The 26,298-nt window shown below is 59.8% G+C and carries 26 protein-coding genes and 1 pseudogene; 15 read left to right on the forward strand and 12 right to left on the reverse strand.

Annotated features, from left to right (window positions below; genetic code table 11):
- Positions 1-293 precede the first annotated feature (293 nt).
- Positions 294-1,298 carry a nucleoid-associated protein YejK gene (gene yejK / locus H8F22_RS08475; RefSeq protein ID WP_027924875.1) on the forward strand — a complete coding sequence of 335 codons (1,005 nt, stop codon included), beginning with the start codon at positions 294-296 and terminating at the stop codon, positions 1,296-1,298.
- The gene (locus H8F22_RS08480) at positions 1,298-1,648 is read left to right on the forward strand and encodes a glutaredoxin family protein (RefSeq protein ID WP_027924874.1); all 351 of its coding nucleotides are present in this window, start codon (positions 1,298-1,300) and stop codon (positions 1,646-1,648) included. Before yejK ends, H8F22_RS08480 begins: the two co-directional genes overlap by 1 nt.
- Positions 1,649-1,747: 99 nt before the next feature.
- Here the strand turns inward: H8F22_RS08480 and H8F22_RS08485 are convergent, their stop codons facing one another.
- The 4 genes from H8F22_RS08485 to H8F22_RS08500 all read right to left on the reverse strand — a co-directional run bounded on the left by H8F22_RS08485 (position 1,748) and on the right by H8F22_RS08500 (position 4,345).
- On the reverse strand, positions 1,748-2,683 hold the full coding sequence (locus tag H8F22_RS08485; protein ID WP_194939950.1) for a glutathione S-transferase family protein: 936 nt from the start codon (positions 2,681-2,683) through the stop codon (positions 1,748-1,750).
- An 88-nt stretch (positions 2,684-2,771) separates the two neighbouring features.
- Positions 2,772-3,092 carry a GIY-YIG nuclease family protein gene (locus H8F22_RS08490; protein ID WP_194939951.1) on the reverse strand — a complete coding sequence of 107 codons (321 nt, stop codon included), beginning with the start codon at positions 3,090-3,092 and terminating at the stop codon, positions 2,772-2,774.
- A 39-nt stretch (positions 3,093-3,131) separates the two neighbouring features.
- Positions 3,132-3,602: a nuclear transport factor 2 family protein gene (locus H8F22_RS08495; RefSeq protein WP_027924871.1), complete on the reverse strand. Its 471-nt coding sequence runs from the start codon at positions 3,600-3,602 to the stop codon at positions 3,132-3,134.
- Positions 3,603-3,712: 110 nt separating this feature from the next.
- Complete coding sequence (locus H8F22_RS08500) at positions 3,713-4,345, reverse strand: response regulator transcription factor (protein WP_027924870.1); 633 nt, start codon at positions 4,343-4,345, stop codon at positions 3,713-3,715.
- Between the two features lie 352 nt (positions 4,346-4,697).
- Here H8F22_RS08500 and H8F22_RS08505 point away from each other — a divergent pair, with 352 nt between their 5' ends.
- From H8F22_RS08505 to H8F22_RS08535, 7 genes are all read left to right on the forward strand, one after another.
- The gene (locus tag H8F22_RS08505) at positions 4,698-5,327 is read left to right on the forward strand and encodes a DUF1120 domain-containing protein (RefSeq protein ID WP_017340646.1); all 630 of its coding nucleotides are present in this window, start codon (positions 4,698-4,700) and stop codon (positions 5,325-5,327) included.
- Between the two features lie 66 nt (positions 5,328-5,393).
- Positions 5,394-6,014 (forward strand): DUF1120 domain-containing protein, encoded by a 621-nt coding sequence (locus H8F22_RS08510; protein ID WP_027924869.1) that lies wholly within the window; start codon positions 5,394-5,396, stop codon positions 6,012-6,014.
- A gap of 50 nt (positions 6,015-6,064) precedes the next feature.
- Positions 6,065-6,781 carry a fimbria/pilus chaperone family protein gene (locus H8F22_RS08515; protein WP_194939952.1) on the forward strand — a complete coding sequence of 239 codons (717 nt, stop codon included), beginning with the start codon at positions 6,065-6,067 and terminating at the stop codon, positions 6,779-6,781.
- Positions 6,782-6,901: 120 nt separating this feature from the next.
- On the forward strand, positions 6,902-9,367 hold the full coding sequence (locus H8F22_RS08520) for a fimbria/pilus outer membrane usher protein (RefSeq protein ID WP_194939953.1): 2,466 nt from the start codon (positions 6,902-6,904) through the stop codon (positions 9,365-9,367).
- Positions 9,368-9,377: 10 nt separating this feature from the next.
- Positions 9,378-10,514, forward strand: a complete 1,137-nt coding sequence (locus H8F22_RS08525) for a DUF1120 domain-containing protein (RefSeq protein ID WP_059181577.1) — start codon at positions 9,378-9,380, stop codon at positions 10,512-10,514.
- A gap of 82 nt (positions 10,515-10,596) precedes the next feature.
- On the forward strand, positions 10,597-11,217 hold the full coding sequence (locus H8F22_RS08530; protein ID WP_194939954.1) for a DUF1120 domain-containing protein: 621 nt from the start codon (positions 10,597-10,599) through the stop codon (positions 11,215-11,217).
- A 74-nt stretch (positions 11,218-11,291) separates the two neighbouring features.
- Entirely contained in the window at positions 11,292-11,942 is a 651-nt protein-coding gene (locus tag H8F22_RS08535; RefSeq protein ID WP_059181579.1) for a DUF1120 domain-containing protein, read from the forward strand.
- A 1-nt stretch (position 11,943) separates the two neighbouring features.
- On the opposite strand, the gene H8F22_RS08540 is transcribed toward H8F22_RS08535, so the two are convergent.
- Both H8F22_RS08540 and H8F22_RS08545 read right to left on the reverse strand, forming a co-directional pair.
- Entirely contained in the window at positions 11,944-13,254 is a 1,311-nt protein-coding gene (locus H8F22_RS08540; protein ID WP_059181580.1) for a CynX/NimT family MFS transporter, read from the reverse strand.
- The gene (locus H8F22_RS08545) at positions 13,244-13,903 is read right to left on the reverse strand and encodes a FadR/GntR family transcriptional regulator (RefSeq protein ID WP_059181581.1); all 660 of its coding nucleotides are present in this window, start codon (positions 13,901-13,903) and stop codon (positions 13,244-13,246) included. Before H8F22_RS08545 ends, H8F22_RS08540 begins: the two co-directional genes overlap by 11 nt.
- A 300-nt stretch (positions 13,904-14,203) precedes the next feature.
- On the opposite strand from H8F22_RS08545, the pseudogene H8F22_RS08550 reads away from it, so the two are divergent.
- Positions 14,204-14,638 (forward strand): annotated as a pseudogene (locus tag H8F22_RS08550) (type II toxin-antitoxin system MqsA family antitoxin); the annotation flags it as partial.
- Between the two features lie 57 nt (positions 14,639-14,695).
- Here H8F22_RS08550 and H8F22_RS08555 read toward each other — a convergent pair.
- The 4 genes from H8F22_RS08555 to H8F22_RS08570 form a co-directional block, all read right to left on the reverse strand.
- On the reverse strand, positions 14,696-15,460 hold the full coding sequence (locus tag H8F22_RS08555; protein ID WP_010463090.1) for an amino acid ABC transporter ATP-binding protein: 765 nt from the start codon (positions 15,458-15,460) through the stop codon (positions 14,696-14,698).
- 10 nt (positions 15,461-15,470) lie between these two features.
- Positions 15,471-16,568, reverse strand: coding sequence for an amino acid ABC transporter permease (locus H8F22_RS08560; RefSeq protein ID WP_027924861.1), 1,098 nt, complete (start codon positions 16,566-16,568; stop codon positions 15,471-15,473).
- A 10-nt stretch (positions 16,569-16,578) separates the two neighbouring features.
- Positions 16,579-17,760, reverse strand: a complete 1,182-nt coding sequence (locus H8F22_RS08565; protein ID WP_059181582.1) for an amino acid ABC transporter permease — start codon at positions 17,758-17,760, stop codon at positions 16,579-16,581.
- A gap of 65 nt (positions 17,761-17,825) precedes the next feature.
- Entirely contained in the window at positions 17,826-18,857 is a 1,032-nt protein-coding gene (locus H8F22_RS08570) for an amino acid ABC transporter substrate-binding protein (RefSeq protein WP_027924859.1), read from the reverse strand.
- 467 nt (positions 18,858-19,324) lie between these two features.
- On the opposite strand from H8F22_RS08570, the gene H8F22_RS08575 reads away from it, so the two are divergent.
- The 5 genes from H8F22_RS08575 (at position 19,325) to H8F22_RS08595 (ending at position 24,631) form a co-directional block, all read left to right on the forward strand.
- On the forward strand, positions 19,325-19,981 hold the full coding sequence (locus H8F22_RS08575) for an alpha/beta hydrolase (protein ID WP_059181583.1): 657 nt from the start codon (positions 19,325-19,327) through the stop codon (positions 19,979-19,981).
- 84 nt (positions 19,982-20,065) lie between these two features.
- Complete coding sequence (gene rhlB, locus H8F22_RS08580; protein WP_027924857.1) at positions 20,066-21,553, forward strand: ATP-dependent RNA helicase RhlB; 1,488 nt, start codon at positions 20,066-20,068, stop codon at positions 21,551-21,553.
- Between the two features lie 138 nt (positions 21,554-21,691).
- Positions 21,692-22,639, forward strand: coding sequence for an ornithine cyclodeaminase family protein (locus tag H8F22_RS08585; protein ID WP_027924856.1), 948 nt, complete (start codon positions 21,692-21,694; stop codon positions 22,637-22,639).
- Positions 22,640-22,786: 147 nt separating this feature from the next.
- A complete protein-coding gene (locus tag H8F22_RS08590; protein WP_027924855.1) occupies positions 22,787-23,914 on the forward strand; it encodes an NAD(P)/FAD-dependent oxidoreductase in 1,128 nt (375 codons plus the stop codon).
- Positions 23,915-24,004: 90 nt separating this feature from the next.
- The gene (locus H8F22_RS08595; protein WP_027924854.1) at positions 24,005-24,631 is read left to right on the forward strand and encodes a helix-turn-helix transcriptional regulator; all 627 of its coding nucleotides are present in this window, start codon (positions 24,005-24,007) and stop codon (positions 24,629-24,631) included.
- A 127-nt stretch (positions 24,632-24,758) separates the two neighbouring features.
- Here H8F22_RS08595 and H8F22_RS08600 read toward each other — a convergent pair whose 3' ends face one another.
- Positions 24,759-25,535, reverse strand: coding sequence for an ABC transporter substrate-binding protein (locus H8F22_RS08600; protein WP_027924853.1), 777 nt, complete (start codon positions 25,533-25,535; stop codon positions 24,759-24,761).
- A 307-nt stretch (positions 25,536-25,842) separates the two neighbouring features.
- Positions 25,843-26,295, reverse strand: coding sequence for a molybdopterin synthase catalytic subunit MoaE (gene moaE, locus H8F22_RS08605; protein ID WP_027924852.1), 453 nt, complete (start codon positions 26,293-26,295; stop codon positions 25,843-25,845).
- Positions 26,296-26,298: the final 3 nt, after the last annotated feature.

Consider the following 26,298-nt stretch of genomic DNA (forward strand, 5'->3'; position numbering starts at 1 on the left):
ATCGGGGTTATAGATACCGAAATCAGGGTTTGGTTCGACCTGACAAATGCTGAATGCACGCTTAACGCAGTGACTTCGCGCAAGACGGGGCAAAACTAGCACAGAGACGGGGAAATATCCGCCTCTAGCTACCCATTTGGTCAGCTTTATTGCTCTAAAACGGGAAAAAAACGCATAAGCGCCGCCGGTCGCCCCGGATTTACCCTTCATGCCGCGCCAAAACCAGTGGTTGCGGTACACTTGGCACTTTTTCGGGGAGCACGCCCTCCTCTCTTCAATCAGCCGAGAAGCCCATGCCGATCCGTCATTGCATCGTCCACCTGATCGACAAAAAACCCGACGGCACACCTGCAGTTCTTCACGCCCGCGACTCTGAACTTGCCGAGTCGAGCGCCATCGAGAACATGCTTGCCGACCTTAACGAGAGCTATAACGCCAAACAAGGCAAGGCCTGGGGTTTCTTCCATGCCGAATCCGGCGCGCACCCGTTCAGCGGCTGGCTGAAGGAATACTTCGAGGGCGGCAAGGACTTCACGTCGTTCAGCCGGGTGGCAGTGGAACATCTGCAAAAGCTGATGGAAGAGTCAAACCTCTCAGTAGGCGGCCACGTGCTGTTCGCCCATTACCAGCAGGGCATGACCGATTACCTGGCGATCGCGCTGCTACACCACAGCGAAGGCGTTGCTGTGACGGATCAGCTGGACGTGACCCCATCCCGCCACCTGGACCTGGGCCAATTGCACCTGGCCGCGCGGATCAACGTGTCCGAATGGCAGAACAACAAACAGTCCAAGCAGTACATTTCGTTCATCAAAGGCAAGAACGGGAAAAAGGTTTCGGAGTATTTCCGCGACTTCATCGGCTGCCAGGAAGGCGTCGACGGCCCGGGGGAAACCCGCACCCTGCTCAAGGCGTTCAGTGATTTCGTGGAAAGCGAAGATTTGCCGGAAGAATCCGCCCGCGAGAAAACCAAGACCCTGGTCGATTACGCCAGCAGCCAGGCCAAGCTCGGCGAACCGATGGGCCTGGAAGAACTCTCCGAGCTGATCGACGAAGAACGTCCGAAAGCGTTCTACGATCACATCCGCAACAAGGATTACGGCCTGTCGCCAGAGATTCCGGCAGACAAACGCACCCTGAATCAATTCCGCCGCTTCACTGGCCGCGCGGAAGGCCTGTCCATCAGCTTTGAAGCGCACCTGTTGGGCTCGAAGATCGAGTACGACGAAGAAGCCGGCACACTGATCATCAAGGGCTTGCCAACTCAGTTGACCGACCAGCTCAAGCGACGCAACTGATGCTGAACGGCATCCTGAAGAAATTCCTGCTGATTCTGCTGGTCGTTGTGGTTTACCAGAACTGGGGCAAGATCGAGCGGGTGTTCAACCCTTCGCAAGTGGTGTCGGAGCAGGCACAGGCCAAGGCCAACGTCGTGCTCTATGCCACCGACTGGTGCGGTTACTGCAAACTGACCCGGCGTTTTCTCGATCAGAAAGGCATTCCGTACAAGGAATTCGATATCGAGAAGGATGCCCAGGCGCGTACGGCGTATGAGGCGTTGGGGGGTGGCGGGATTCCGATCATCGATGTGAACGGGACGCTGATTCGCGGGTATGACCCGGACGCAATCCTCGCGGCCCTGAAATAACAACTGTGGGAGCTTGCTCGCGGTAGCGGTGCATCAGTCGACATCATCGTTAACTGACACGCAGCCATCGCGAGCAAGCCCACTCCCACAGTTTGTACGTCAATGCTTCTCGATGCGGAACCCAAAGCGCGGAAAATGCACATGCACCACGCCGCCACGTTCGTCTTCACGGCGCAGAATCAATTCCTCACTGCCCGCAAACAGTAATTCACCCACCACCGGATCAACGCCGTAATCGATAGCCGCGATCTTCACCTGCTCGCCAGGTTCAAACCCGTTCGGTTCTTCGAACTGCTCATCCGGCAAAGCCGCTGGCGTGGCATTGCGCGCCACCTCCAGCGCCTCCGCGGACGTAATCTCGCTGGACGCACCATGCCCGAAGCCCATCACCCGCCCAAACCAGGCCGACACAGCCGGATAGGCATCAACCAGCGGTGAAGTGACCGGCGTCGCCTTGAGGAACCACAGTGAATGGACCAGAGCAAAGTCGGCAATCGACGGCTCGCCAAGCAGGAAGTCACCCTGCTCGCGTTGCAACTGTTGTTCCAGCCGCGCCATGATCGTCGGCCATTGATGTTTCGCCTGCTCGGCGGACAACCTGGAAGCGCTGCCACCGCTGAACAACCCGGCGCGGTCGGCGAGGAATGCCTTGATCGCCTCCGGCGACAATTTGCCGAAACGCACCGCCACCGATTCCGGCTGGAAGACCAGGCTGACCGCATGCTGGAACACCACCGAGTCCGCCCAGGCCGCAAAGGTCGCGGCAATCATTTCCTGGCCTTCCGGGAAAAACGCCGGCAAGGCTTTTTCCTGCTCCAGACGACGGGCAATCAACGACGTGTCGCAATAGATATCCGCGCCGATCTGCAAAACCGGCGTCCTGCGATAGCCACCGGTCAGCGCAGTCAGATCGGGTTTTGGCATCACCGGCGAAATGTTCACCGAGCGCCAGGACAACCCCTTGAAGCCCAACAGCAGGCGGGCTTTTTCGGCAAAAGGGGACGTCGGGTAATGATGAAGAATCAACTCGGACATGCTCGGCTCCGCCGCACGGATAAGGAATCCGCAGCTTAGCGCGCAATCGACAAGCGGCCTACAGATCTGCCTGATAGGAACTTATCAGTCAGGTTGATAAGCCCGCAGCGGCGCTCGCGACCAGACATTCCTTGGCGCTTTTCCTGAGTTTTTTGATCAGCCGTTCCTGCCGTAGCGCTTCGCTTTTATCGCGACAGACTTCTGTGTAAACGAGTGCCACGGCCGGGCTGGAGAGGAAGAACCGCGCACCTTTGCCGCTCTGGTGTGTGGCGAAGCGCCGCACGGGGTCGTCGCTGATGCCGCAGTAAAGCGAACCATTGGCTGCGCGAACGAGATAGACGAACCAGGGTTTGCTGACGGGCAGCACCGGTTCGGTGGCAGTGTCGGAAGATTCGCTGAGGGTGCTCACGTGACGATCATGGCTTGTAGGAAACAAGCCGCGATCTTATCAGCGACTGGCCTGGAATGCCTTCAGCCCCTTGAGGGCTTGAGCACGAACGGCGTTTCTGACCAGAGGCGTCCACCCCAGTATCAGCCCTTTGAAACCCAGCGCCTGCCGCGACCAGGCCCACAGGTCGAAGTTGTCGTGGTGCTCGCAGATCTTGCCGTCGCGAAACACGAAGCGCGCCTGAATATCGTTGACCACAACGTTGCCGGTCTGGCTGAACAGGTACGTCGCGACCCAGTGCGCACCGCCCGTGCGATCGTCGGCCCGCACGTTGTCGAAGGTCAGGGAGAAGTCCTTGGCCCGAGTGGTGAGCATGCGCCACATGTCGCCGGCGTCGCGACCGCGCAGTTCGCCGAACGCCGGATCACTGAACACCACATCGTCGGTGTAACAGGCGCTCATGGCCTCGGCATCCAGACGCTGAAAAGCCTGGTAGAACCGGGTGATCAATGCGTTGTGGGCATCACTCATGGGCAAACTCCGTAAGTTTGAAGGATTGCCTGCACGATAGTCTGCAAAGACGGGGAAGACCATGGGCATTCGTGGCGGGAATATCGGGACTGCCCGAGTGCATTGCGAACCTAATGCACCATGCCACTCTCACGGGCATAGGCAAAAAGGTCCACATCCGTGGAAATGCCCAGCCGCTGCATCGCCATGCTTTTCTGTTTGCTGATGGTCGAAACGCTGCGTTTGAAGTGACCAGCGATCTCACTGACGGTCATGCCACTGGCGAGCATTCTGACCACTTCGTGCTCTTTTGCGGAAAGCACAGCGGAACTCGACTGCCCCTGGGCATCTGCCTGAAGTAGCGCGGTGCGCAACGACTGGCTGATATAACGGAGCCCTTCACCCACCGATTTGATCGCCAGGGGCAGTTCCTTTGCCGACGCGCCTTTGTCGATGATCGCCCCCACGCCCAGTGCGAATGCCGCCCTCAGCGTGGTGACGCTGGCAAACATCGTGACCAGAATGATAGGCATCGTCGGGTAGCCACGTCGCACCCGGCTCAGCATTTTCAGCCCATCGGCCTGCAAGTTGCCCGGCATGCAAAAGTCGGTGATCAACAGATCACAAGGCGTCGTGCACAGCAGACTCAACAGACTGTCGGGACCATCCGCCTCCCCTACCACCACACATGTCCGGTTCAGATCGACGAGCATTCGCATGCCGATACGAACGACCGGATGGTCGTCAGCAATGATTACGCGCATTGTCGGATTTATCCTGTTAGGTGACTGGAATGCGCGAAAAATAGCGCCGTCCGGGTCCTACCACAACGCCCTTTCCCGAGCGTAAAACCACCTCACCCAATGTAATCGGGAGCCTGGTTTTTCTCCCACGAAACAAAAAGAACCGCCCTACATTTATAAGCTACATCGGCTACACAGAAGGACTACAGACAACGCTACGCAGCAGGGCGATTTTTAGTCCGCAACACCCTTTCGTACACCGATCCCTCCGTTTTCGTATTAGTTGCATTCCGCATGGCGACCTCGACCGATAGATTGCGCCCTGTCCGTATCGGGCAACTCCCAATCATCGCTCATCAAGGAAGAGCCATACATGAACACGCGTTTATCCCTTCTGACCGCTGCCTTGCTGCTGACCGTTTCCTCATCCGCCTTTGCTGCCTCCAGCACGGACCTGACCGTGAAAGGTCTGATCACTCCGAATGCATGCACGCCAGTACTGGCCGGGGGCGGCATCGCCGATCACGGCAAGTTTTCCGTACAAGACCTCAATCCCGACAAACACACTTACTTGCCTGAAATAATCATGCAAATGACAGTGAACTGCGATGCGGCTACGCCGTTTGCCATAAACCCGATTGATAACCGTGCAGGCACAAGCACTGCGGGCAATTACTTTGGCCTGGGGCTGATCAATACCCACGAAAAGCTGGGCCACTTTCGCGTTGTTCCGCGCAATGTGATGGCGGACGGCACCCACGCTCAAGCCATTCTCTCCACTGATGGTGGCGAGACCTGGCTTAAGGAAGGGTCTGCGGCATTCTGGGGGGCCAACAACATCTGGAGTGTCGGTGCTCCGGGTGCCGTCATTGCTCCCATCGCGATGAAGGAGTTGAACCTTGATCTCCATGTGCGTACCGGCATCGCCCCCGCCAACAGCCTGACCCTGACCGACGAAGTCACACTCGACGGCTCCGCAACCCTCCAGATCAAGTACCTGTAACCCTCCGTCATCAACGAGCAACGCCTGGCACACAGCGTTGCCCGCTCACTCAAAGGACGACCCATCATGGAAAGATGCTCCTTCGCTCTATTGGCTCCACTGTTGTTCGCCTGTGCCCCCATGGCCCTCGCCTCCAGCAGCACAGAAATGAGCGTCACCGGCCTGATCACCCCCAGCGCCTGCACACCCAGCCTGTCCGGCGGCGGCATCGTCGACCATGGCAAAGTCACGGTGAAAGACCTGAGACCGGACCAGCCCACAGCCCTGGAAAACGGCACGCTGTATCTGGAGGTGAATTGCGATGCCGCCACGCCGTTTACCCTGACGACGATCGACAACCGCGAAGGCACGTCCGCCATTCACCCCAATAGTCACGGGCTGGGCGTCATCAACGACGACCAGAACCTGGGCAGCGTTGCACTGGGCCTGTTCGATACGGTGGCCGATGGGGTTGCGGTGAAAACCATCATTTCCCTCAACGACGGTGCCACTTGGCGAGTGTCCTCCTACCTGGGGCACGCCGGCCGGACCGCGTTCGCGGCATTGAACGACCTCGGCACACCGATCGCCATCAAGAATTTGCGCGCACGGCTCACGGCATTCACCACCATCGTGCGCGCAAATGACCTGACGCTGACCGATGAAATCCCCATCGACGGGTACGTCACCCTGCAACTGAATTACTGATCGACCGGTATTCCCGGCTCCATTTTTTCGAACAATCAACGAGACACGTCATGACGATGTTTTCCAATGTCACCCGTCATCTGTTCCATTCGGGCATCGGCGCATTCGCCCTGCTGCTGACTGCAAACGCCCAGGCCGACGGCATGGTGCCGAACACTTCGGTGGTCATCATCAACGAGGCCGACGGCGAAGCGTCCGTGTCCGTGACCAACACCGATGCCAACCTGGCGTTGATGCACGTCACCCTCGAAGACATTGCCGAAGACAGTGAGTCGCTGGTGTTCGTGACACCACCACTGGCGCGCATCGAAGCGGGTAAAACGCAATTGGTGCGGTTCATTCTGCAATCGGATAAACCCCTGCTCACTCAGCGTTTGAAGCGCGTGATCTTCGAAGGTATCCCACAAGGCAAAGCCGCCGCCGAGGCGGGGCAGGCACGGGTGGGCGTGACAGTGCGCCAGAACTTGCCGGTGATCCTGCACCCCAAAGGACTGGCCCCCAATCGCACGCCATGGACCGACCTTCAATGGTCGCTGAAGGACGGTCAACTGACCGTTCGCAACGACACGCCTTATGTGGTGCGTCTGGGCCAGGAAGTGCAGTTGTTGCCGGCGGCGGGCAACGCGATGCTGCCAAAAACCTACGTGCTGCCCGGTGAACACATCAGCATCAAGGTCGCCGAGGGCGCCGCCACACAGGTGCGTTTTCAACCGGCGACGGTCTACGGCTTTGCAGTACCGCATTACGAGGCGCCCATCCAGTCCTGAACCCCCTGACGGCGTCATCAAGGAACGTTGAGCGCCAATGTTTCAGGGCGACGGCCACTTGGCCGTTGCCACAGGCGCGTCTGTAACCGCACGCACGCCGCGATAACCCAAGTGATCCTGATGAACACAGTATCGAATTACCGTGATGGCGAAGCCGTGCCCGTTATTCGGGACGGCGCTCGCCCTCATCCATGGCAGCGAACCACATTGGCCTTGCTGCTGAGCAACGCACTGATGATGCTCGCCGCCTACGGTGAAGTGTCGATGCCCGCGTCGTTCGACAAAGACACGTTATTGCAGCGCGGCATCGATCCGGCGCTGGCGACGCTGCTGATGCAGGCGCCGCAGTTCACGGCCGGCCGCCACCCGGTCACGCTCATCGTCAACGGCCAGCGTCATGGCCGGGTCGATATCACGTTCGATCGCGAAGGTGCGTTGTGCTTCGATCGCGCACTGCTCGATGCAGCGAACCTGAAGGTGCCCGATCGTTTGCTGGACGATGGCCCATGCCACGATTTTCTGGGCAGCGCTTCGCAGACCGTCATCGAACCCGACCCCGCGGCCCTGGCCCTGTCGTTGATCGTGCCCACCGATGCGATACGCCCCAGTGCCCGGGATTTTTCAGGCTATCAAACCGGTGGTGTCGCCGGTTTGATCAACTACGACGTCACCGGTTTGCACGGCCGTTCTGCCAACAGCACCAGCCGCTACGCCTCGGCCAACACTGAACTCGGCTTCAATGCCGGTGACTGGATCGTGCGCAGCCGTCAGGTGCAGACCTGGCAGGACGATGTGTCCACAACGACTCATATTGCGGCCTACGCCCAGCGTACTTTCGCCAGCCAGGAAGCAGTGCTGCAGGCGGGTCAGATCAACCTCTACAACCCAGTGCTCGCCGGCGCGCAGATCACCGGCGTGCAAGTGCTGAATGAACAAGCACTGCAGGTCGAAGGGCAAAGCGCGGTCATTGAAGGGATCGCCAACAGTCAGGCCCAGGTCGAGGTCCGACAAAACGGTTCACTGATCCATTCCACGGTGGTACCCGCCGGCCCGTTCGCGCTCACCAATGTGCGGCGGCTCAACACGCGCTCCGACGTGGAAGTCACGATCAAGGAGACCGATGGCAGCGAGCGCAGTTTTACCGTGCCGGCCGCGATGTTGGGGGTCGGCTTGCCTGCACCCGGTTATTCGCTGGGCGCCGGTCAGGTGCGCAATGTCGGTGACGCGCAGGGTGGCGATCCCTGGGTCATCAGCGGCGGCTGGAGCGGCGCGTTCACCCCGCAAGTGTCGCTCAGCGCCGGCCTGACCGGTGCCGCCGACTATCGCGCGGCGGGTGCCAGCGTCGGCCTGTCGCCCTCACGTGTCACCCAGGTGCAAGCCACGCTCGCTGGTGCGCAGGCCAGCGGCAGACAAGCCAGTCAAGGGCTTCAAGCTGACCTGAGCGTCTCGCATCGGCTAAACGAGCAATGGGCGCTCAATGCCGGCAGTTCTTACCGAACCCTGGGTTACCGGGAACTGGAAGAGGCGGTGTTCGCCAACACGTCCGACAACAGCCAATCCCGTTACCGCGATCAGCAAAGCGCGGCCCTGTCATGGTCGCATCCATGGCTCGGCGCCTTCAGCAGCGGCTTCAGCCGGTCCAGTTCGTTCGACGGTCAAAGCAGCAGCCGCGCGCTCGCGTCCTGGGGCACCAGCATCGCGGGTGTATCCGTCTCGGCGACCGCCGAATGGCAGCTCAGCGGTTCGAACGGCAACGATGACAGCGTCTACCTGAACCTCAGCATTCCGCTGGGCGAAAACCGCCGGGCACGCAGCTGGGTGCGCAGTTCCGCCGGCGAATACCGCAGCGGCGTGGGCTTGAGTGAACGGGTCAACGATCAACTGGGTTACCGGGTAGGCGTCGAACACGACACGCGCGATAAACAGGTGCAATCCACGGCCGGCGTTTCGCTGCTGCCGCGCTACACCCAGCTCGATCTCAATTACACCCGCGCAGATGCCGAGCGCTCCAGCTACCAGGCCAGCGCTCGCGGTGGCGCCGTGCTGCACGGTGGTGGCGTGACGCTGTCGCCGTACCCGGTGAGCGACACCTTTGCATTGCTGTCGGTCGGTGACATGGGTTCCATCAAAGTGTCGACGCCCAGCGGTCCGGTGTGGACCGACTGGCAAGGTCAGGCGGTGATCCCGCAAGTAAGGGCTTACGGCAAAAGCCCGGTGGAAGTCGACACCAAAACCCTGCCCCGCAACGCCGACATTAACAACGGCCTGGCGGTGATTTCGGCCGGTCGCGGCGCCGTCGACAACGTTGAATTCGGCATCACGATGACCCGTCGGGCCTTGCTCAAGGCCACTACCGCCAATGGCGCGCCCCTGCCGCGCGGTGCCTCCGTGAACACCGCGGATGGCGAATTCGTGACCTTGGTGCAGGACGGCGGCCTGGTGTTTTTGCCCAACGCTCTCGACCGCCGTGCGCTGTGGATCAGCGCGCCGGGGCTGGAGCGCTGCGAACTGCGCTTCGAACTGCCCACCGACGCCGACGCCAACGCGTACTACGAAACCGCCCCTGCCAAGTGCCAAGCACTCTGAGGATGACTTCATGACCCTGTCTCGCTACCTGCTATTGACCCTCGCCCCCCTGGCACTGAGCGGATTCACGCCACTGGCCTCGGCGTCCACGGACGACTGCCAGTTCAACCTGAGCCAGCCGGAGCTCGATTACGGGCTGATGAACCGGTCGATACGGCCTGATGCGGCATCCGAACGCAACCTTGGTGAACGCCAGCTCAGCCTGACCTTGAGCTGTGCGCAGCCCATCGACATGAGCCTGTTCTACCGGGCGATGGCCGCGACCGCCGGACGCTTTCACTTTGCTGAACGCGGCAGCTATCAGATGCGTATTCACGATGCCGTGCTCGATGGCCAATCGGTCGATATCGGGTTGATTGCCGGGGGCGGACAGCCGCCGGCAGAAACGGCGTCGAGCCTGATCTGGCGACCGGAGCACGGGGTCGTCCCGGTGCAAGCCGGCGTGCCGGTGCAGGGGCGCAGTTTCTCGGCGCAGCTTGAGCTGACGGCCTGGGTTCAGGAGCAAGGCATGCAGGTGCGTGACGCGGTGACCTGGGAAGCCTTTGGGGTATTCGACGCCGCTGGACTCACCCGTGAGGCGACCTTGCGCGCCCGATTCGCTCCGGCGGCCTGCGAACCGGTGCTGTCCAACGGCGGTGTGGTCGACTTTGGCACCCTGTCGAAAAAAGACCTGCACGCCGACAAGGACACACACCTGTCGCCCAAGTCGTTGACGCTGAGGGTCGGCTGCGACGCGCCGACGACCTTCGCCTTGATCATGCATGACAACCGCTCAGGCTCGGCAACGCTCGACAGCGAGATCGACTACGGCCTGGGCAAAGACAGCCGCGGTAACAGGATTGGCCGTTTTTCACTGCGCGTAGACCCGGCCGACGCCCATGCCGACGGCTTCGCCCGCCTCTATCGAACCGACTCCAGCATCGCCGGTACGGCCTGGAGCACCGGCAGCGCCAACCCGATCGCCATCGGTAAAAGCCGTTACCTGGCGTTCACCGACAACACCGGCAGCGGCGCTGGCCCGGTGCTGATCCAGAACCTCAGCAGCACGGTGACTGTCGATGCCGTCATCGCCCCCACCAACAGCCTCGACCTGAGCAGCGCCATCGAGCTCGATGGCGCGGGGACGATCGAGATTATTTACCTGTAACACCCAACCCGATCCTGCTGGATCCGGGACGCACTCGAGCGGCTCGGGGCAGTCAGGACACAACCCTAGAAGTGAGTAGACAATGATCAAAAAGTACTTTGCAGCACTCTCCGCCACCGCACTGATTGGCGTTGCGCCTTATACAGTGGCGGCTTCGAGCATTGACCTGACTGTCACAGGTCTCATCACGCCGAGAGCGTGCACACCTTCGTTGTCCGATGGAGGAATGGTCGACGTCGGCCAAGTGCAGGCAAAAGACCTCAACCTGACAAGTGACACGAGAGTAGGCAGTCATCCGATGCAGCTGATGGTCGCGTGTGACGCGTCAACTCCATTTGCACTTAACGGTATTGATAACAGAGCCGGAACATCATCGTCCAACCCGTATTTCGGATTGGGCCTGACCAGCAATAACGAAAAAATCGGTTATTTCACGCCAGCGATCCAAAGCGCGCTTGCGGACGGACAACCTGTGCACTCGATCCGATCAACTGATAACGGTGCGAGTTGGACGCGCATCTATCAGATCCTGAAGGATAACCTCACATCGATAAGCGCTGTCGGCACTCTCACGCCAATCTCCGCGAAAGAGCTCACTATGGAACTGACGATCTACACCTTCATTGCCCGCGCCGATAGCCTCACCTTAACCGACGATGTCACTATCGACGGTTCAGCAACATTTGAAATGAAGTACCTGTAAGCCGTGCATCTTGCCCGAGGTCCTGCTTCGGGCAAGGACTGATTCCGCTCACCACACACAGCGAAACCTGTCCCATGAAAAAGACTCCACACGCGCTGACGATGGCGATCTTCGTCCTGATGTCGCCGCTCACCTTGGCCACCTCATCGACAGACCTGAGGGTCACAGGCCTCATCACCCCACTTGCCTGCACCCCGATGCTGTCCAACAGCGGCCTCGTCGATTACGGAAAAATCTCCCGGCAAGACCTGAACGTCGACAAGCGCACTCGACTGCGCGACCAGACACTCGACCTCAACATTCAGTGCAATGCGCTCACGCGTTTTGCTCTGCTGATGCGCGACAACCGCGACGGCTCGGCCATCGTCAACAGCGAGATTTACTACGGCCTGAACCACGACCACAGCCACAATAAAATCGGCTTGTATTCGCTGAACTTCGATCCTGCCAGCACGGTGGTGGACGACCTGACGCAGGTCTATCGAACCGACTCGACCACGGGGGGCAAAGCCTGGAGCCCGTCGAACAGCCAGCCCATCCCGATGGGCTCCCGAAGCTATCTCGGCTTTACCGACAGCGCAGGCAGCAGCGCCGGCCCGATAGCCATCCGCAACCTGACCAGCCGGGTGACGGTCGAAACGGTCATCGCGCCCACCTCCGAACTGGACCTGAGTGCCGAAGTGCAACTCGACGGCTCGGCGACCCTGGACATTGTTTACCTGTAGTTCAGACCTTTTCGCTGACGACCTGAACGTACAGCGAACGTCCGGCGCCGAGGCCGGCAACGATTGCACCGAGGCCAATGACACCGAAAATCCAGCCCAGCGCCGTCCAGCCGCCGGTCCAGTCATGCACGATGCCGACCGCGAACGGCCCCATCGAGGCCAGGGTGTAGCCGAACCCTTGGGCCATGCTCGACAGGTTGGCCGCGACATGCGAGTCCCGCGAGCGCAGTACGATCAGGGTTAACGCCAGGCTGAAGGTAGCGCCCTGCCCCAGACCGAGCAGAATCGCCCAGCCCCACAGACCTTCGATCGGTGCGTAGAGACAGCCGAACAGACCTCCGAGGGTCATCAGCATCACCACCACAATGGCCAGTCGCTGATCCTTGCCGCGTGTCGCCAGCCAAGGCGCCGCGAGAGAACTGGCCAACTGGACGATCACTGATCCTGACAGCACCAGACCGGCCTGGACCGGTGTCAGCCCGCGACCGATCAGGATCGACGGCAACCAGCCGAATACGATGTACGCCAGGGACGATTGCAGGCCCATGTACAACGTCACTTGCCAGGCCAGCGGATCGCGCAGCAGTCCGCGAACACGGTAGGCGACGTTGTGTGCGCCCTGTTTGTGCCCACCCACTTGCGGCAGCCAGAAAATCGCCGCGACCAGCGCCGGCAGCACCCAGAAGCCCAGGCCCATGGCCCAGCTCTGGTCGAAATGCTCACTCAACGGCACCGTGGCGCCGGCGGCCATTGCGGCGCCCAGGCACAACGCCATAGTGTAGACACCGGTCATGGTGCCGGCCTGTTTCGGGAAGTCGCGTTTGACGATGCCTGGCAACAACACACCGATCACACCGATGCTCGCACCGGCCAGCACGCTACCGGCAAACAAGCCAATCTCGCCAAATGAACTGCGCAAAATGATCCCGCCCGCCAGCGTCAGCAGAATCCCCAACACCACACGCTCGGCGCCAAAACGGCGCGCCAGCACCGGTGCCAGAGGGGCGAACAGGCCGAGGCAGAGCACCGGCAATGTCGTCAACAAACCGGCCTGGGCCGCCGACAATCCGAGGGTCTTCGAGACCTCGCCAAGCATCGGCGCCATGCTCGACAGCGCCGGACGCAGGTTCAACGCCACCAGGATCAAGCCCAGTAACAACAGCCATGGCCGGCGCAGGATCGGGTGACGTTGCTGGACTTGCTCATCATCCGCTTCAGCGTCGATCAGCAACTCTTCGAGCTCCGCCGTGCGCTTGGGTTGCGTGAAATTACTATCGCTGCTGGACATGGAGTTCTCGGTTTCAAGGTTCATTGATCAACTGCCTCGACAGGGCTTTGGCCCGTTCCGGGTCACGTTGCTCGACGGCATCCAGCAGTTCGATGTGCAGGTCGAACACTTCCTGGCGTCGCGGGGTGATGTTCAAGGTCTGGCGCAATTGCGCGCCGATGACGCTCGAGAAATAGCGATACAACTCACTCAGTGTCGGGTTGTGCGCGGCATCGACCAGACGGCGGTGGAACACCAGATCGCAGGCGATGTAGCTGTCGAGATCGCCGTGGTAGTGGCTGCCGCTGACGCCGAGCGCTTCGCGCAACGCCACCAGGTCTTCGTCTGTCCGGCGCAGTGCCGCGAGGCCAATGGCTTCGACTTCAAGGATGTGCCGCGTCTCACGGGCCTGCTCATGGGAGCAGCGGGACAAGGCTTTCATGGTGTCCAGCGGATCGATGACGGCCCGCAGGTAGCTGCCGTCGCCCTGACGGATTTCGATCAAGCCGGAAAACGCCAACACGCGCATGGCTTCACGCACGGTATTGCGGCTGATGCCCAGCTCGGTAGCCAGTTCCGGCTCGGTGGGGAGACGTTGGCCGACGACCCAGACACCTTGCGTGATACGAAGGCGCAGCTGGTCCAGCGCTTGGTCGACCAAAGATCGCTTGGTCAATGGAGAAATGTCTGACATGGAATTCGCCCTTTCATCCAATCATAGGATGAATTTTCTGACATGTTAGTCAGCTACCTGTAGGACGGCAACCGCCTACGGTCAGAGAGAAGGAAATGGAGCGGGATTATCGATGAGTCAAAATTACCCTTTAAGGGTAATTTCAGGGATAGGGTTCACAGCTTCTTATGGAAAAGAACACACCCCACTACAACCTCACGGTGCTCAAGGGCGATGTCAGGCGGCTTGGGAAAAATGCATTTACCGCAACCGCGCGGAAAAACGGCCGGGACCTGGGTTTAACCCTCGAGGAAATGCAGCCACTTCGAAGGTCGCGGTGAAACCATGAGCGTGAAAGGAATGGAGCGCCGGATTGATGATTTGTCTGGATGGGAGTGCCAGGCATGCGGGGAAGTCATACTCGACCCCGGCTGCTCGGAGCGCTATTCGGATGCCGGCGACGAGTTAGTCCTCGCCGGCAGACAAATGATCGGCAGCGAGATGAAGCGCATCCGCCGCAAACTGCACCTGTCGCAAAAAGAAGCCGTTCTGCTTTTGTCCGGAGGCGGACATAACGCGTTTTCTCGTTACGAGCGCGGCGAACTGCTTCCACCTAAAGCATTGATGGTGCTGATGCGCTTGCTTGATCGCTATCCCCATTTGCTCACCGATGCGCGAAGTTTTGGCGAAGGCGCAGACTTGAGGGGATTCAAGGACATCGTTCACAAAGAACATGAAACGCTCACTGTGACCTGAACAGCACACACAAAAAACCCGGCACAGGGCCGGGTTTGTTTTACCTGTCAGCCGACATCAATGCAGAATCTGGCTCAGGAACATCTTGGTCCGATCATTCTGCGGGTTATCGAAGAAGTCGTTCGGCGCAGCCTGTTCGACGATTTCGCCCTTGTCCATGAAGATCACACGGTTGGCCACGGTGCGGGCGAAGCCCATTTCGTGGGTGACGCAAAGCATGGTCATGCCGTCTTCAGCCAAGCCGATCATGGTGTCCAGCACCTCTTTCACCATCTCGGGGTCGAGTGCCGAAGTCGGTTCGTCGAACAGCATGATTTTCGGTTTCATGCACAGCGCGCGGGCAATCGCTACACGCTGTTGCTGGCCACCGGACAGTTGCCCCGGGAATTTATGCGCCTGCTCCGGAATGCGTACGCGTTCCAGGTAATGCATGGCGATTTCCTCGGCCTGACGCTTGGGCATTTTGCGCACCCACATTGGCGCCAGGGTGCAGTTCTGCAGGATGGTCAAGTGCGGAAACAGATTGAAGTGCTGGAACACCATGCCGACTTCACGGCGCACCGTTTCGATCTGCTTGAGGTCGTTGGTCAGCTCCACGCCATCGACGACGATGCGGCCCTGCTGATGTTCTTCCAGTCGGTTGAGGCAACGGATAGTGGTGGACTTGCCGGAACCCGACGGGCCGCACAACACGATACGCTCGCCCTGTTTCACGTTCAGGTTGATGTCTTTCAATACGTGAAACTGGCCGTACCACTTGTTCACGCCCTGCATCTGAATAATGCCTTCAGGGCTCACAGGCTTTTTGATTGCTTCGCTCATTACAAAACTCCTAACGCTTGTGGCCAGTGTCGAGCTTGCGTTCCAGATGCATGGAATAGCGCGACATACCAAAACAGAAAATCCAGAACACCAGGGCCGCGAACACATAACCTTCAGTGGCCATGCCCAGCCATTTCGGGTCGGCGGCGGCTTGTTTGACGCTGTTGAGCAGGTCGAACAGGCCGATGATGATCACCAGGCTGGTGTCCTTGAACAGCGCAATGAAGGTGTTGACGATGCCTGGGATAACCAGCTTCAGGGCTTGCGGCAGGATCACCAGGCCCATGCTGCGCCAGTAGCCGAGGCCCATCGCGGCAGCCGCTTCGTACTGACCTTTTGGAATCGCTTGCAGACCACCGCGCACCACTTCGGCGACGTAGGCCGACTGGAACAGGATCACGCCGATCAGTGCCCGCAGCAGCTTGTCGAAGCTCATGCCTTCGGGCAGGAACAACGGCAGCATCACCGACGACATGAACAGCACCGTAATCAACGGCACGCCGCGCCAGAACTCGATGAAGGTCACGCAGACCACACGAATCGCCGGCATGTTCGAACGACGCCCCAGCGCCAGGACGATACCCAGCGGCAACGCGCCGGCGATACCGACGGTGGCGATCACCAGGGTCAGCATCAAGCCGCCCCATTGACTGGTCGCCACCTGAGTCAGGCCAAAGATGCCGCCATGCAGCAGGAAGTAGGCAATGATCGGGTACAGCACCAGAAAGCTCAGGCCATACACCGCTTTACGGTGAAAGCGCGACATGAACAACGGTGCGATACCGATGACCGCCAGCCACACGGTCAGGTCGACGCGCCAGCGCAGTTCCGGCGGGTAGTAGCCGTACATGAACTGGCCAAACCGCTGTTGGATGAACACCCAGCAGGCGCCCTCCTTCGTGCAGTCGGCGCGCGTGGTGCCGACCCAGTTGGCGTCCAGGATCGCCCAATGCAGGATCGGTGGCACCACCAGGTAAATCAGATAAAACGCGAACAGGGTCAGCAAGGTATTGAGCCAGCTGGAGAACATGTTCGCGCGCATCCATGCAATCACACCGATGCTGCTGCTCGGTGGAGGCATGTCTGGTTTGAAAGTATGAGTACTCATGCGCTATTCCTTACCGCTCGATCAGCGCAATGCGCTTGTTGTACCAGTTCATCAGCAGGGAAATGCTGATACTGATCGCCAGGTACACACTCATGGTGATCGCAATCACCTCGATCGCCTGCCCGGTCTGGTTCAGCACCGTACCGGCAAACAACGACACCATTTCCGGGTAACCGATACCGGCCGCCAGCGAGGAGTTCTTCGCCAGGTTCAGGTATTGGCTGGTGAGCGGTGGAATGATCACGCGCAGGGCTTGCGGGATGATCACCTTGCGCAGGGTCGGACCGTTACGCAGCCCGAGCGAGTGCGCCGCTTCGGTCTGGCCGTGGCTGACCGACTTGATGCCCGAACGCACGATCTCGGCGATGAACGCCGCGGTGTACACCGTCAGGGCCAGGGTCAATGCCAACAGTTCCGGGATCAGTACCCAGCCACCCACGAAGTTGAAGCCCTTGAGCTCCGGCATTTCCCAGTGCAGCGGCGCGCCGAAGATCAACGCGCACAGCGCCGGGATCACCAGGAACAGCGCCAGGCCAACCCAGAATTTGTGGAACGGAACGCCGGTCTCTTCGAAGCGTTTGGTCGCCCAGCGGCTCATCAGCACGATGGCGACAATGGCCACGACAATGCTCGCCACAAACGGCCAGAACCCGTCCGCCGCCAACGCGGCCGGCATGTTCAGGCCACGGCTGCTGACGAAGAAGGTGTCGCCGAAGTTATGGCTGTTGCGTGGCCCCGGCATGGTCAGGAAGACCGCGAAGTACCAGAACAGGATTTGCAGCAGCGGCGGAATGTTGCGGAAGACTTCCACATAAACAGTCGCCAGTTTGCTGATGATCCAGTTCTTCGACAGTCGTGACACGCCGACGATGAACCCGAGGATCGTCGCCAGGATCACGCCGATGAACGTCACCAGCAGCGTGTTGAGCAGGCCGATGACAAACACCCGGGCATAGCTGTCCGATTCGGTGTAGTCGATCAGGTGTTGAGCGATGCCGAAACCGGCACTGCGCTCCAGAAAACTGAAACCGGAAGTAATACCCCGGTGTTGAAGGTTGGTCTGCGTGTTATCGAACAGATACCAGCCCATCGAGACCACCGCCACAATGGTGATGATCTGAAACAGCCACGCACGCACTTTGGGATCGCTGAGGCTGAGCCTCTGCTTTGGTGCGCCGATTGAATTTTGCATGAAGTGCCCCGGATGTAATGGAACAGAACATCACCCGGTGGTTGGCCCACCGGGTGATAGAACCATCAGCGCACTGGTGGTGCGTATTGAATGCCGCCGTTGGTCCACAGGGCGTTCATGCCACGGTCGATTTCCAGCGGAGTGCTCTTGCCGAGGTTTTTCTCGAAGACTTCACCGTAGTTGCCGACCTGGCTGACGATCTTGACGACCCAGTCCTTCGGCAGTTTCAGGTCCTTGCCGTACTCGCCATCAGCGCCGAGCAGACGAGCAACGTCTGGGTTTTTAGTCGACTTGGCTTGTTCAACCACGTTTTTGGAAGTCACGCCTGCCTCTTCGGCGTTGAGCATGGCGTAGCCAACCCAACGAACGATGGCCAGCCACTCGTCGTCGCCGTTACGCACGACTGGACCCAGAGGTTCTTTGGAAATGGTTTCCGGCAGAACCACGTAGTCTTTCGGCGAAGCCAGCTTGCTGCGCTGTGCGTAGAGCTGGGATTTGTCGGAGGTCAACACGTCGCAACGACCGGATTCCAGCGACTTGGCGCTTTCATCGGAGGTGTCGAAAGTGATCGGGGTGTACTTCAGGTTGTTGGCACGGAAGTAGTCGGATACGTTCAGCTCGGTGGTGGTACCGGCTTGAATGCAGATGGTTGCACCGTCCAGTTCCTTGGCACTTTTCACGCCCAGCTTGCTGTTGGCCAGGAAGCCCACGCCGTCGTAGTAAGTGATGAAGCCAGGAAACTTCAGGCCCATGCCCGCGTCACGGGAACTGGTCATGGTGGAGTTGCGCGACAGCATGTCGATTTCGCCGGATTGCAGAGCGGTGAAACGCTCCTTGGCATTCAACTGGCTGAATTTGACTTTGTTTGCATCGCCGAACACTGCAGCCGCCACGGCGCGGCAGTAGTCAGCATCGATACCAACGATCTTGCCGGTGGAGTCTGGAACCGAGAAGCCCGGCAGACCATCACTGACACCGCACTGTACGAAACCTTTCTTCTGCACTGCATCCAGGGTTGCACCCGCCTGAGCGAACCCACTGATACCGAGTACTGCGGTTGCAGTCACGATAGCCAGGGTGGATTTCAACATCTTCATTCAAACCTCCAGTTTTGCTCTTGTTGTGTCGGAGCTTGAGTCCTGCCGCACCCTTTTGAGGCGTAATCGACCCGAGTTGGCTTTTTTTGGGGTCAACCGACGTAGGACCTGCGCTATGAGTCTAGTAGGAGAAAATCCACATCATGGATAACTCACTTCTCACCAATCGGCCGAACGGGCTGTAGCCCTTTCACGTTCGCGAAGCCCGTAACGGCCACTGGCGAACATCCATCACCGGATTCTTTGCTATCTCGCCGTCAGCAGTACACTGATAGTGTTACCGCAAGAGGCGAGATGGGTTGCACCGCTTTCCCATAGCAAAGCCCGTACCAGACCGCTGGCTGAACCGATTGCGCGACAGGTCAATAGCAAAACTTGTAGCCTTGCGACATCTTCTTAACTGATCAACCTGAGGCGCACTGGGATCTCGCACCCAATAAGAGCGCACGCACAACAATGGAGCAGCCATGACCGAGCCCCTTATTCTTGAACCCGTAAAGCCCGTAGACGCTTGCGTTATCTGGCTGCACGGCCTGGGCGCCGACCGCTACGACTTCCTGCCGGTGGCCGAAGCCCTGCAGGAAAGCCTGTTGACCACACGCTTCGTCCTGCCTCAGGCGCCGACCTGCGCCGTCACCATTAATGGTGGCTACGAGATGCCGAGCTGGTACGACATATTGGCCATGAGCCCGGCGCGCGCGATCAACCGCGAGCAACTGGAGGAGTCAGCGCAACGGGTCGTTAAATTGATCGAAGTGCAGCGAGCCGTTGGAATAGACGCCTCGCGGATTTTTCTCGCAGGCTTTTCGCAGGGCGGTGCCGTGGTATTACACACGGCCTTCCTGAAATGGCAGGGGGCGCTGGGTGGCGTACTTGCCCTCTCCACCTACGCGCCGACGTTCAGCGATGCACTCGAGCTTTCCGCCAGCCAACAGCGTATCCCGGTGCTGTGCTTGCACGGTCGGTACGATGACGTGGTGCAAAACGCCATGGGCCGTTCTGCGTATGAGCATTTAAAGCAGCGTGGTGTCACCGTGACATGGCAGGAATACCCAATGGGCCACGAAGTGTTACCCGAAGAAATTAGCGATATTGGCACCTGGCTCGCCGAGCGCTTGCGTTAAAAGCCTTCCTTTGATCATCCCGCTACGCCGCGCCCGTTTCTTGCATTACACTGGCCGGCGTACATTCCTTAACCAATTGATGAGATGACCGTGCTCAAAGCACTCAAAAAGATGTTCGGTAAAAGCGAGGTTGAGCAGCTCGCCCCAGTCGCCAGCGCTCCGTCTCACATCCCCAGCCACCGCACCGACGGTCATCAGCCTGGCCGGACCGCTGCGGTAGCGGCACCGAAACACGAGCCAGTGACCACACCGGCCGCCCCTCCTGTCGAGGTCATCGCAGCGGAACAACCGCTCAGCGAAGCCCCGAAACCTGCAAAACCACGTCGTGAACCGAAGCCAAAAGCGCCAGTTATCCCTTGGAAACTCGAAGACTTCGTCGTCGAACCCCAGGAAGGCAAAACCCGCTTCCACGATTTCAAACTCGCCCCAGAACTGATGCACGCCATCCAGGACCTGGGCTTCCCGTACTGCACGCCGATCCAGGCGCAAGTGCTTGGCTTTACCTTGGCGGGCAAAGACGCCATCGGTCGCGCCCAGACCGGCACCGGCAAAACGGCCGCGTTCCTGATTTCGATCATCACCCAACTGCTGGAAACCCCGCCGCCGAAAGAGCGCTACATGGGTGAACCACGGGCGCTGATCATCGCGCCAACCCGCGAACTGGTGGTGCAGATCGCCAAAGACGCGGCCGACCTGACCAAGTACACCGGCCTCAACGTCATGACCTTTGTCGGCGGCATGGACTTCGACAAGCAGCTCAAGCACCTCGAAGCCCGTCACTGCGACATCCTCGTGGCCACCCCGGGCCGCCTGCTCGACTTCAACCAGCGCGGCGACGTGCACCTGGACATGGTCGAAGTGATGGTGCTGGACGAAGCCGACCGGATGCTCGACATGGGTTTCATCCCACAAGTGCGTCAGATCATTCGCCAGACACCGCCGAAGAACGAGCGTCAGACGCTACTGTTCTCCGCGACCTTCACCGAAGACGTGATGAACCTCGCCAAGCAATGGACCACCGACCCGTCGATCGTCGAGATCGAGTCGCAGAACGTGGCCAGCGAAAACGTCGAGCAGCACATCTACGCCGTTGCCGGTGCCGACAAATACAAACTGCTCTACAACCTGGTCAACGACAACGGTTGGGAACGGGTAATGGTGTTCGCCAACCGCAAGGATGAAGTGCGCCGCATCGAAGAACGCCTGGTGCGCGATGGCGTCAACGCCGCGCAACTGTCCGGCGATGTACCGCAACACAAGCGCATCAAGACGCTGGAAGGATTCCGCGAGGGCAAGATTCGCGTGCTGGTCGCCACCGATGTCGCCGGTCGCGGCATTCACATCGACGGCATCAGCCACGTGATCAACTTCACCCTGCCGGAAGTTCCGGACGACTACGTACACCGTATCGGTCGTACCGGTCGCGCCGGTGCCGATGGCGTGTCCATCAGTTTTGCCGGTGAAGACGACTCCTACCAGCTACCGTCCATCGAGGCGCTGCTGGGCCGCAAGATCAGCTGTGAAACACCGCCGACGCATCTACTGCGGGCGGTTGAGCGCAAACGCCCGTAACCGGGAATTGTCAGAAAGAGGCGCAGCCGGAAACGGACTGCGCTTTTTTTTCGCCCCGCTTTTTTACAAGCGCTTGCCCAACGCAACTAAAAGTCCATAATAGACAAATTAGTTTACTTGCAGCTTCCGGAGCCGACCATGTCCAGTACGCCTTATGTGATCACCCAGCCTCAGGCCCGCGAACTGCTGGCGAAGGTCGACGTGCCGCAAATCCTGCGTAAGCTGTTTCGCGATCTGGCGGCCGGGCAAGCGGTGCAACCGGCGCAGCAACTGGTGGAATTCCCTCAGGGTGCGGGCGACTTCATCAACTACCTCGGCGTACTGGCGCAAGATGGCGTCTACGGGGTTAAAACCTCACCGTACATCGTGCGCGAACAAGGCCCGCTGGTGACTGCCTGGACGCTGCTGATGTCGATGCAGACCGGCCAGCCGCTGCTACTGTGCGATGCCGGTGAATTGACCACCGCACGCACGGCGGCAACCACCGCTGTCGCTGTTGATGCACTGGCGCCTTTGACGGCGCAGCGCCTGGCGATCATCGGCAGCGGCAAAGTCGCCCAGGCGCACTTGCACTACGTCAAAGGCCTGCGCGACTGGCAAAGCATCAGCCTCTACTCGCCGAGCCTGAGCGAGCAAAACCCCGAAGTATTGGCGCAGCTCCAGCGTCTCGATCCTCGTCTGACCATTGTCGACAGCCGCGAAGCGGCCATTCAGAACGCCGACGTGATCATGCTGTGCACCTCTTCCGCCGGCCCGGTGATCGACCCGGCTATCTTGAGCAAACCGGCGCTGATCACCTCCATCAGCACCAACGCCCCGCGCGCCCACGAAGTACCGCCGCAGAGTCTCAATGACATGCAGGTGTTCTGCGACTATCGTCTGACCACGCCGGGTTCGGCGGGCGAGATGCTGATTGCTGGCGAGCGGCATGGCTGGGACAAGCACTCGATAGTCGGCGACCTGCCCGACCTGCTGAGCGGCAAGGTACAACGCCCCGACTACCACCGGACGGTGTTCTTCCGCTCCATCGGCCTGGGACTGGAAGACATCGCACTGGCGAATGCCATCTATCACCTACAGCATTAACACCACGCCCCCTTGTGGGAGCCGGGTTTGCCCGCGATGCAGGCGCCACGCTCTGTCAGGCACACCGCGGCGATGCAATCGCGGGCAAGCCCGGCTCCCACAGGGTTCCTATCTATCAATGGCATTTGCGCCCCACAGGAGACGTTCATGAGCCAGGCAGACTTCATCATCATCGGCGGCGGGATTGCCGGGGCTTCCACCGGTTTTTGGCTGTCGCAGCAGGCCAGGGTGATTGTGCTAGAACGCGAATCCCATCCGGCCTATCACTCAACCGGACGCTCCGCCGCGCTCTACACCGCCGCCTACGGCACACCCCAGGTTCGCGCGCTGACCCAGGCCAGCCGCGACTTCTTCGACGCGCCGCCTGCCGGCTTCTGCGAACACCCACTGCTGACACCGCGCGGCGAGATGACCGTGGACTTCACCGGCGACCCGGCCGAGCTCAATAATCAATACCTCAGCGCCAAAGCCACCGTGCCCGAGATGCAACTGCTCAGCGCCGATGACGCTTGCGCGCGCCTGCCGATCCTGCGGCGGGAAAAAGTCCACGGCGCGATCTACGACCCGACCGCCAGCGACATCGACACCGATGCCCTGCACCAGGGTTACTTGCGCGGCATCCGACGCAACAAAGGCGAAGTCATTACCGACACCGAAGTGCTAAGCCTGACCCGCGATGCTGACGGTGTGTGGCAAGTCACCACCAATGGCCAGACCTTCAGCGCCCCCGTCATCATCAATGCCGCCGGTGCCTGGGCTGACAAAATCGGTCAGCTGGCGGGTGCCAAACCGTTGGGCCTGCAACCGAAACGGCGTGCCGCCTTCATCTTCGCCGGGCCCGAGGGCGTGGACATCCACCATTGGCCGATGCTGGTCAGCCTCGACGAGTCTTTCTACATGAAGCCCGACGCCGGTATGTTCCTCGGCTCGCCGGCCAACGCCGACCCGGTGGAACCGCATGACGTACAGCCGGAGGAACTGGACATCGCCATGGGCATTTACCAGATCGAAGAAGCCACCACCCTGACCATTCGCCGCCCGACCCGCACCTGGGCCGGGTTGCGCAGTTTTGTCAGCGACGGCGATTTACTGTCCGGCTTCGACCCGCAGGTCCCGGGCTTATTCTGGGTGGCGGCACAGGGCGGCTATGGCATCCAGACTTCGCCGGCCATGGGCCAGGCCAGCGCAGCGCTGGTACGCGGTGAACGCTTGCCCGAGCAGCTCACGCGTTTCGGTCTGGACGCCGACATGCTTTCCCTGGCTCGCCTCGGCTGATCGCCTGTTCAGGTGACGTGTCGCCACGATTACGGCAAACTTCCAGCGCCCGTTTTTACCGGGCGCTGACGCTGCCTGGAGCTCCACTGTATGAACGCACCTGAAAAAGACCCGGCGCTGGACAATTACCGAGCGATCGCCGATGCCATCGCCACGCTGTTCTTTCCTCATGCCGAGGTGGTGCTGCACGACCTGCGCACGCAGAAGATCGACTACATCGCCAACAACCTGTCGAAACGGGAAATCGGCGATGACGCGGCGCTGGAGGACATGCTCAGCGACGATGTCAGCGAAACCAACATTGGGCCGTACGAAAAGCTCAATTGGGACGGCCAGAAGATTCGCAGCTTGAGCACCGTATTGCGCGATAGCGAAGGTCATCCGCTGGCCGTGTTGTGCGTCAACCTGAACATCTCGCTGTTCGAGAATGCCAAGGCGGCGCTCGACCTGTTCCTGTCGCCGAGCAAGCTGATCCCGCAACCGGATTCACTGTTTCGTGATGACTGGCAGGAGCGCATCAATACTTTCCTGCATGCCTGGCTGCGTGAGCGCCAGCTGAGCCTGAACCTGCTGACACGCGACCATAAACGCGAACTGGTGCTGGCGCTGCACGCCGAAGGCGCTTTCAAGGGCAAGAGCGCGTCGAACTATGTGGCCAATGTACTGAACATGGGCCGGGCGACGGTTTACAAGCATTTGAAAGAATTGAAAGGCTGAGATTGTGTTGGCTGGTCGGGCCCTCGAATCGTCGCACCGCCGGCTCCCTCAGAGGATTTGTGTTTGACACAGAACCCATGTGGGAGCCGGCGGTGCGACGATTCGACTTGCCCGCGATGACGGACTATCAGTCGCCGTAGATATCGGACTTGAAGTACTTGTCCGAAATCTTCTGATACTCGCCACTCGCCCGAATGCCATCAATCGCCGCGTTCAATTCACTGACCAATTCAGTGTTGCCCTTGCGCACCGCAATCCCCGCGCCCTCGCCCACGTATTTCGGGTCCTTCAACTCCGGCCCGACAAACGCGTAACCCTTGCCACGCGGCATCGACAGGAAGTCATTCAGCGGGATGGTGTCGGCAAAAATCGCATCGAGGCGACCGGCGGCCAGGTCCATGTAGATTTCTTCGTTGTTGCCGTAGCGCTTGACGTTGATGCCCTTCGGTTCGAACACCTCGGTGGCATAACGGTCGGTGGTGGTCGCGCGCTGCACGCCAACGGTTTTGCCTTTGAGGCTGGCGTATTGGTCATCGACCACCGCGCCGTCCTTCATCACCAGGCGCGACGAAGTGAAGTAATACTTGTGGGTGAAGTCCACCGACTTCTTGCGGTCTTCATTGATGGTCATGGACGACAGCGCCATGTCGATTTTCTTCACTTTCAGGGAAGGAATCAGACCGTCGAATTCGCCTTCGACCCACACACACTGGACCTTCATTTGTGCGCACAACGCGTTGCCGATGTCGTAGTCGAAACCGACAATTTTGCCCTCGTCGGTTTTCGAGGCGAACGGCGGGTAAGCGGCTTCGATACCGATGCGCAGGGCTTTCTCGGTGGCAAACACGCTGGTGCACGCCAACAGGCTCAGGGCCAGACCGGTGATGAGGGGGAATTTCTTCATGTTCGTTCTCTCGCGGGTTGTTGTTGGTTTGGCAAGACAGAAGAAAGAGCAGAAACAGGGGACGCCTTTTTTGTACTTATAATTCCATACTGGACTTTAATGTACAAAGCGTCAATCGGGTGTGCGCAGTTCGCTGCGGCCGGTGGTCGGGCAGTGAATCAGGGCGTTTTGCGGTGGAGCTGATAGCCCCTTCGCGAGCAGGCTCACTCCTGCAGGGGATCTGGATCGTACACAAACAGTGTGTTCATGAAGATCAACTGTGGGAGCGAGCCTGCTCGCGAAGACGGGCTTGAGTACGCTGCAGGAACTACTTCTTCCAGCGATCCGCCGCCGCATGATCGCTGTCACGCCCCTCAACCCAACGCGGGCCATCGCGGGTATTTTCCTTCTTCCAGAACGGCGCACGGGTTTTCAGGTAGTCCATGACAAAGGCGCAGGCATCGAACGCGGCTTGGCGGTGGGCGCTGGCGGCGCCGACGAAGACGATCGGTTCGCCCGGTTCCAGGGCGCCGATGCGGTGCAGCACTTCCAGCTTCAACAGCGGCCAGCGCTGCTCGGCCTCGAGGGCAATCTTGCCGAGGGCTTTTTCGGTCATGCCCGGGTAGTGCTCAAGAAACATCCCGGCCACATCGAGTCCGTCATTGAAGTCGCGCACGTAGCCGACAAAACTCACCACCGCGCCCACGCCGACATTGGCAGCGTGCATGGCGTTGACTTCAGCGCCCGGATCGAACGCCGTGGACTGCACGCGAATCGCCATGGA

The organism is Pseudomonas mucoides (assembly GCF_015461845.1).
Classification (GTDB): Bacteria; Pseudomonadota; Gammaproteobacteria; order Pseudomonadales; family Pseudomonadaceae; genus Aquipseudomonas; species Aquipseudomonas mucoides.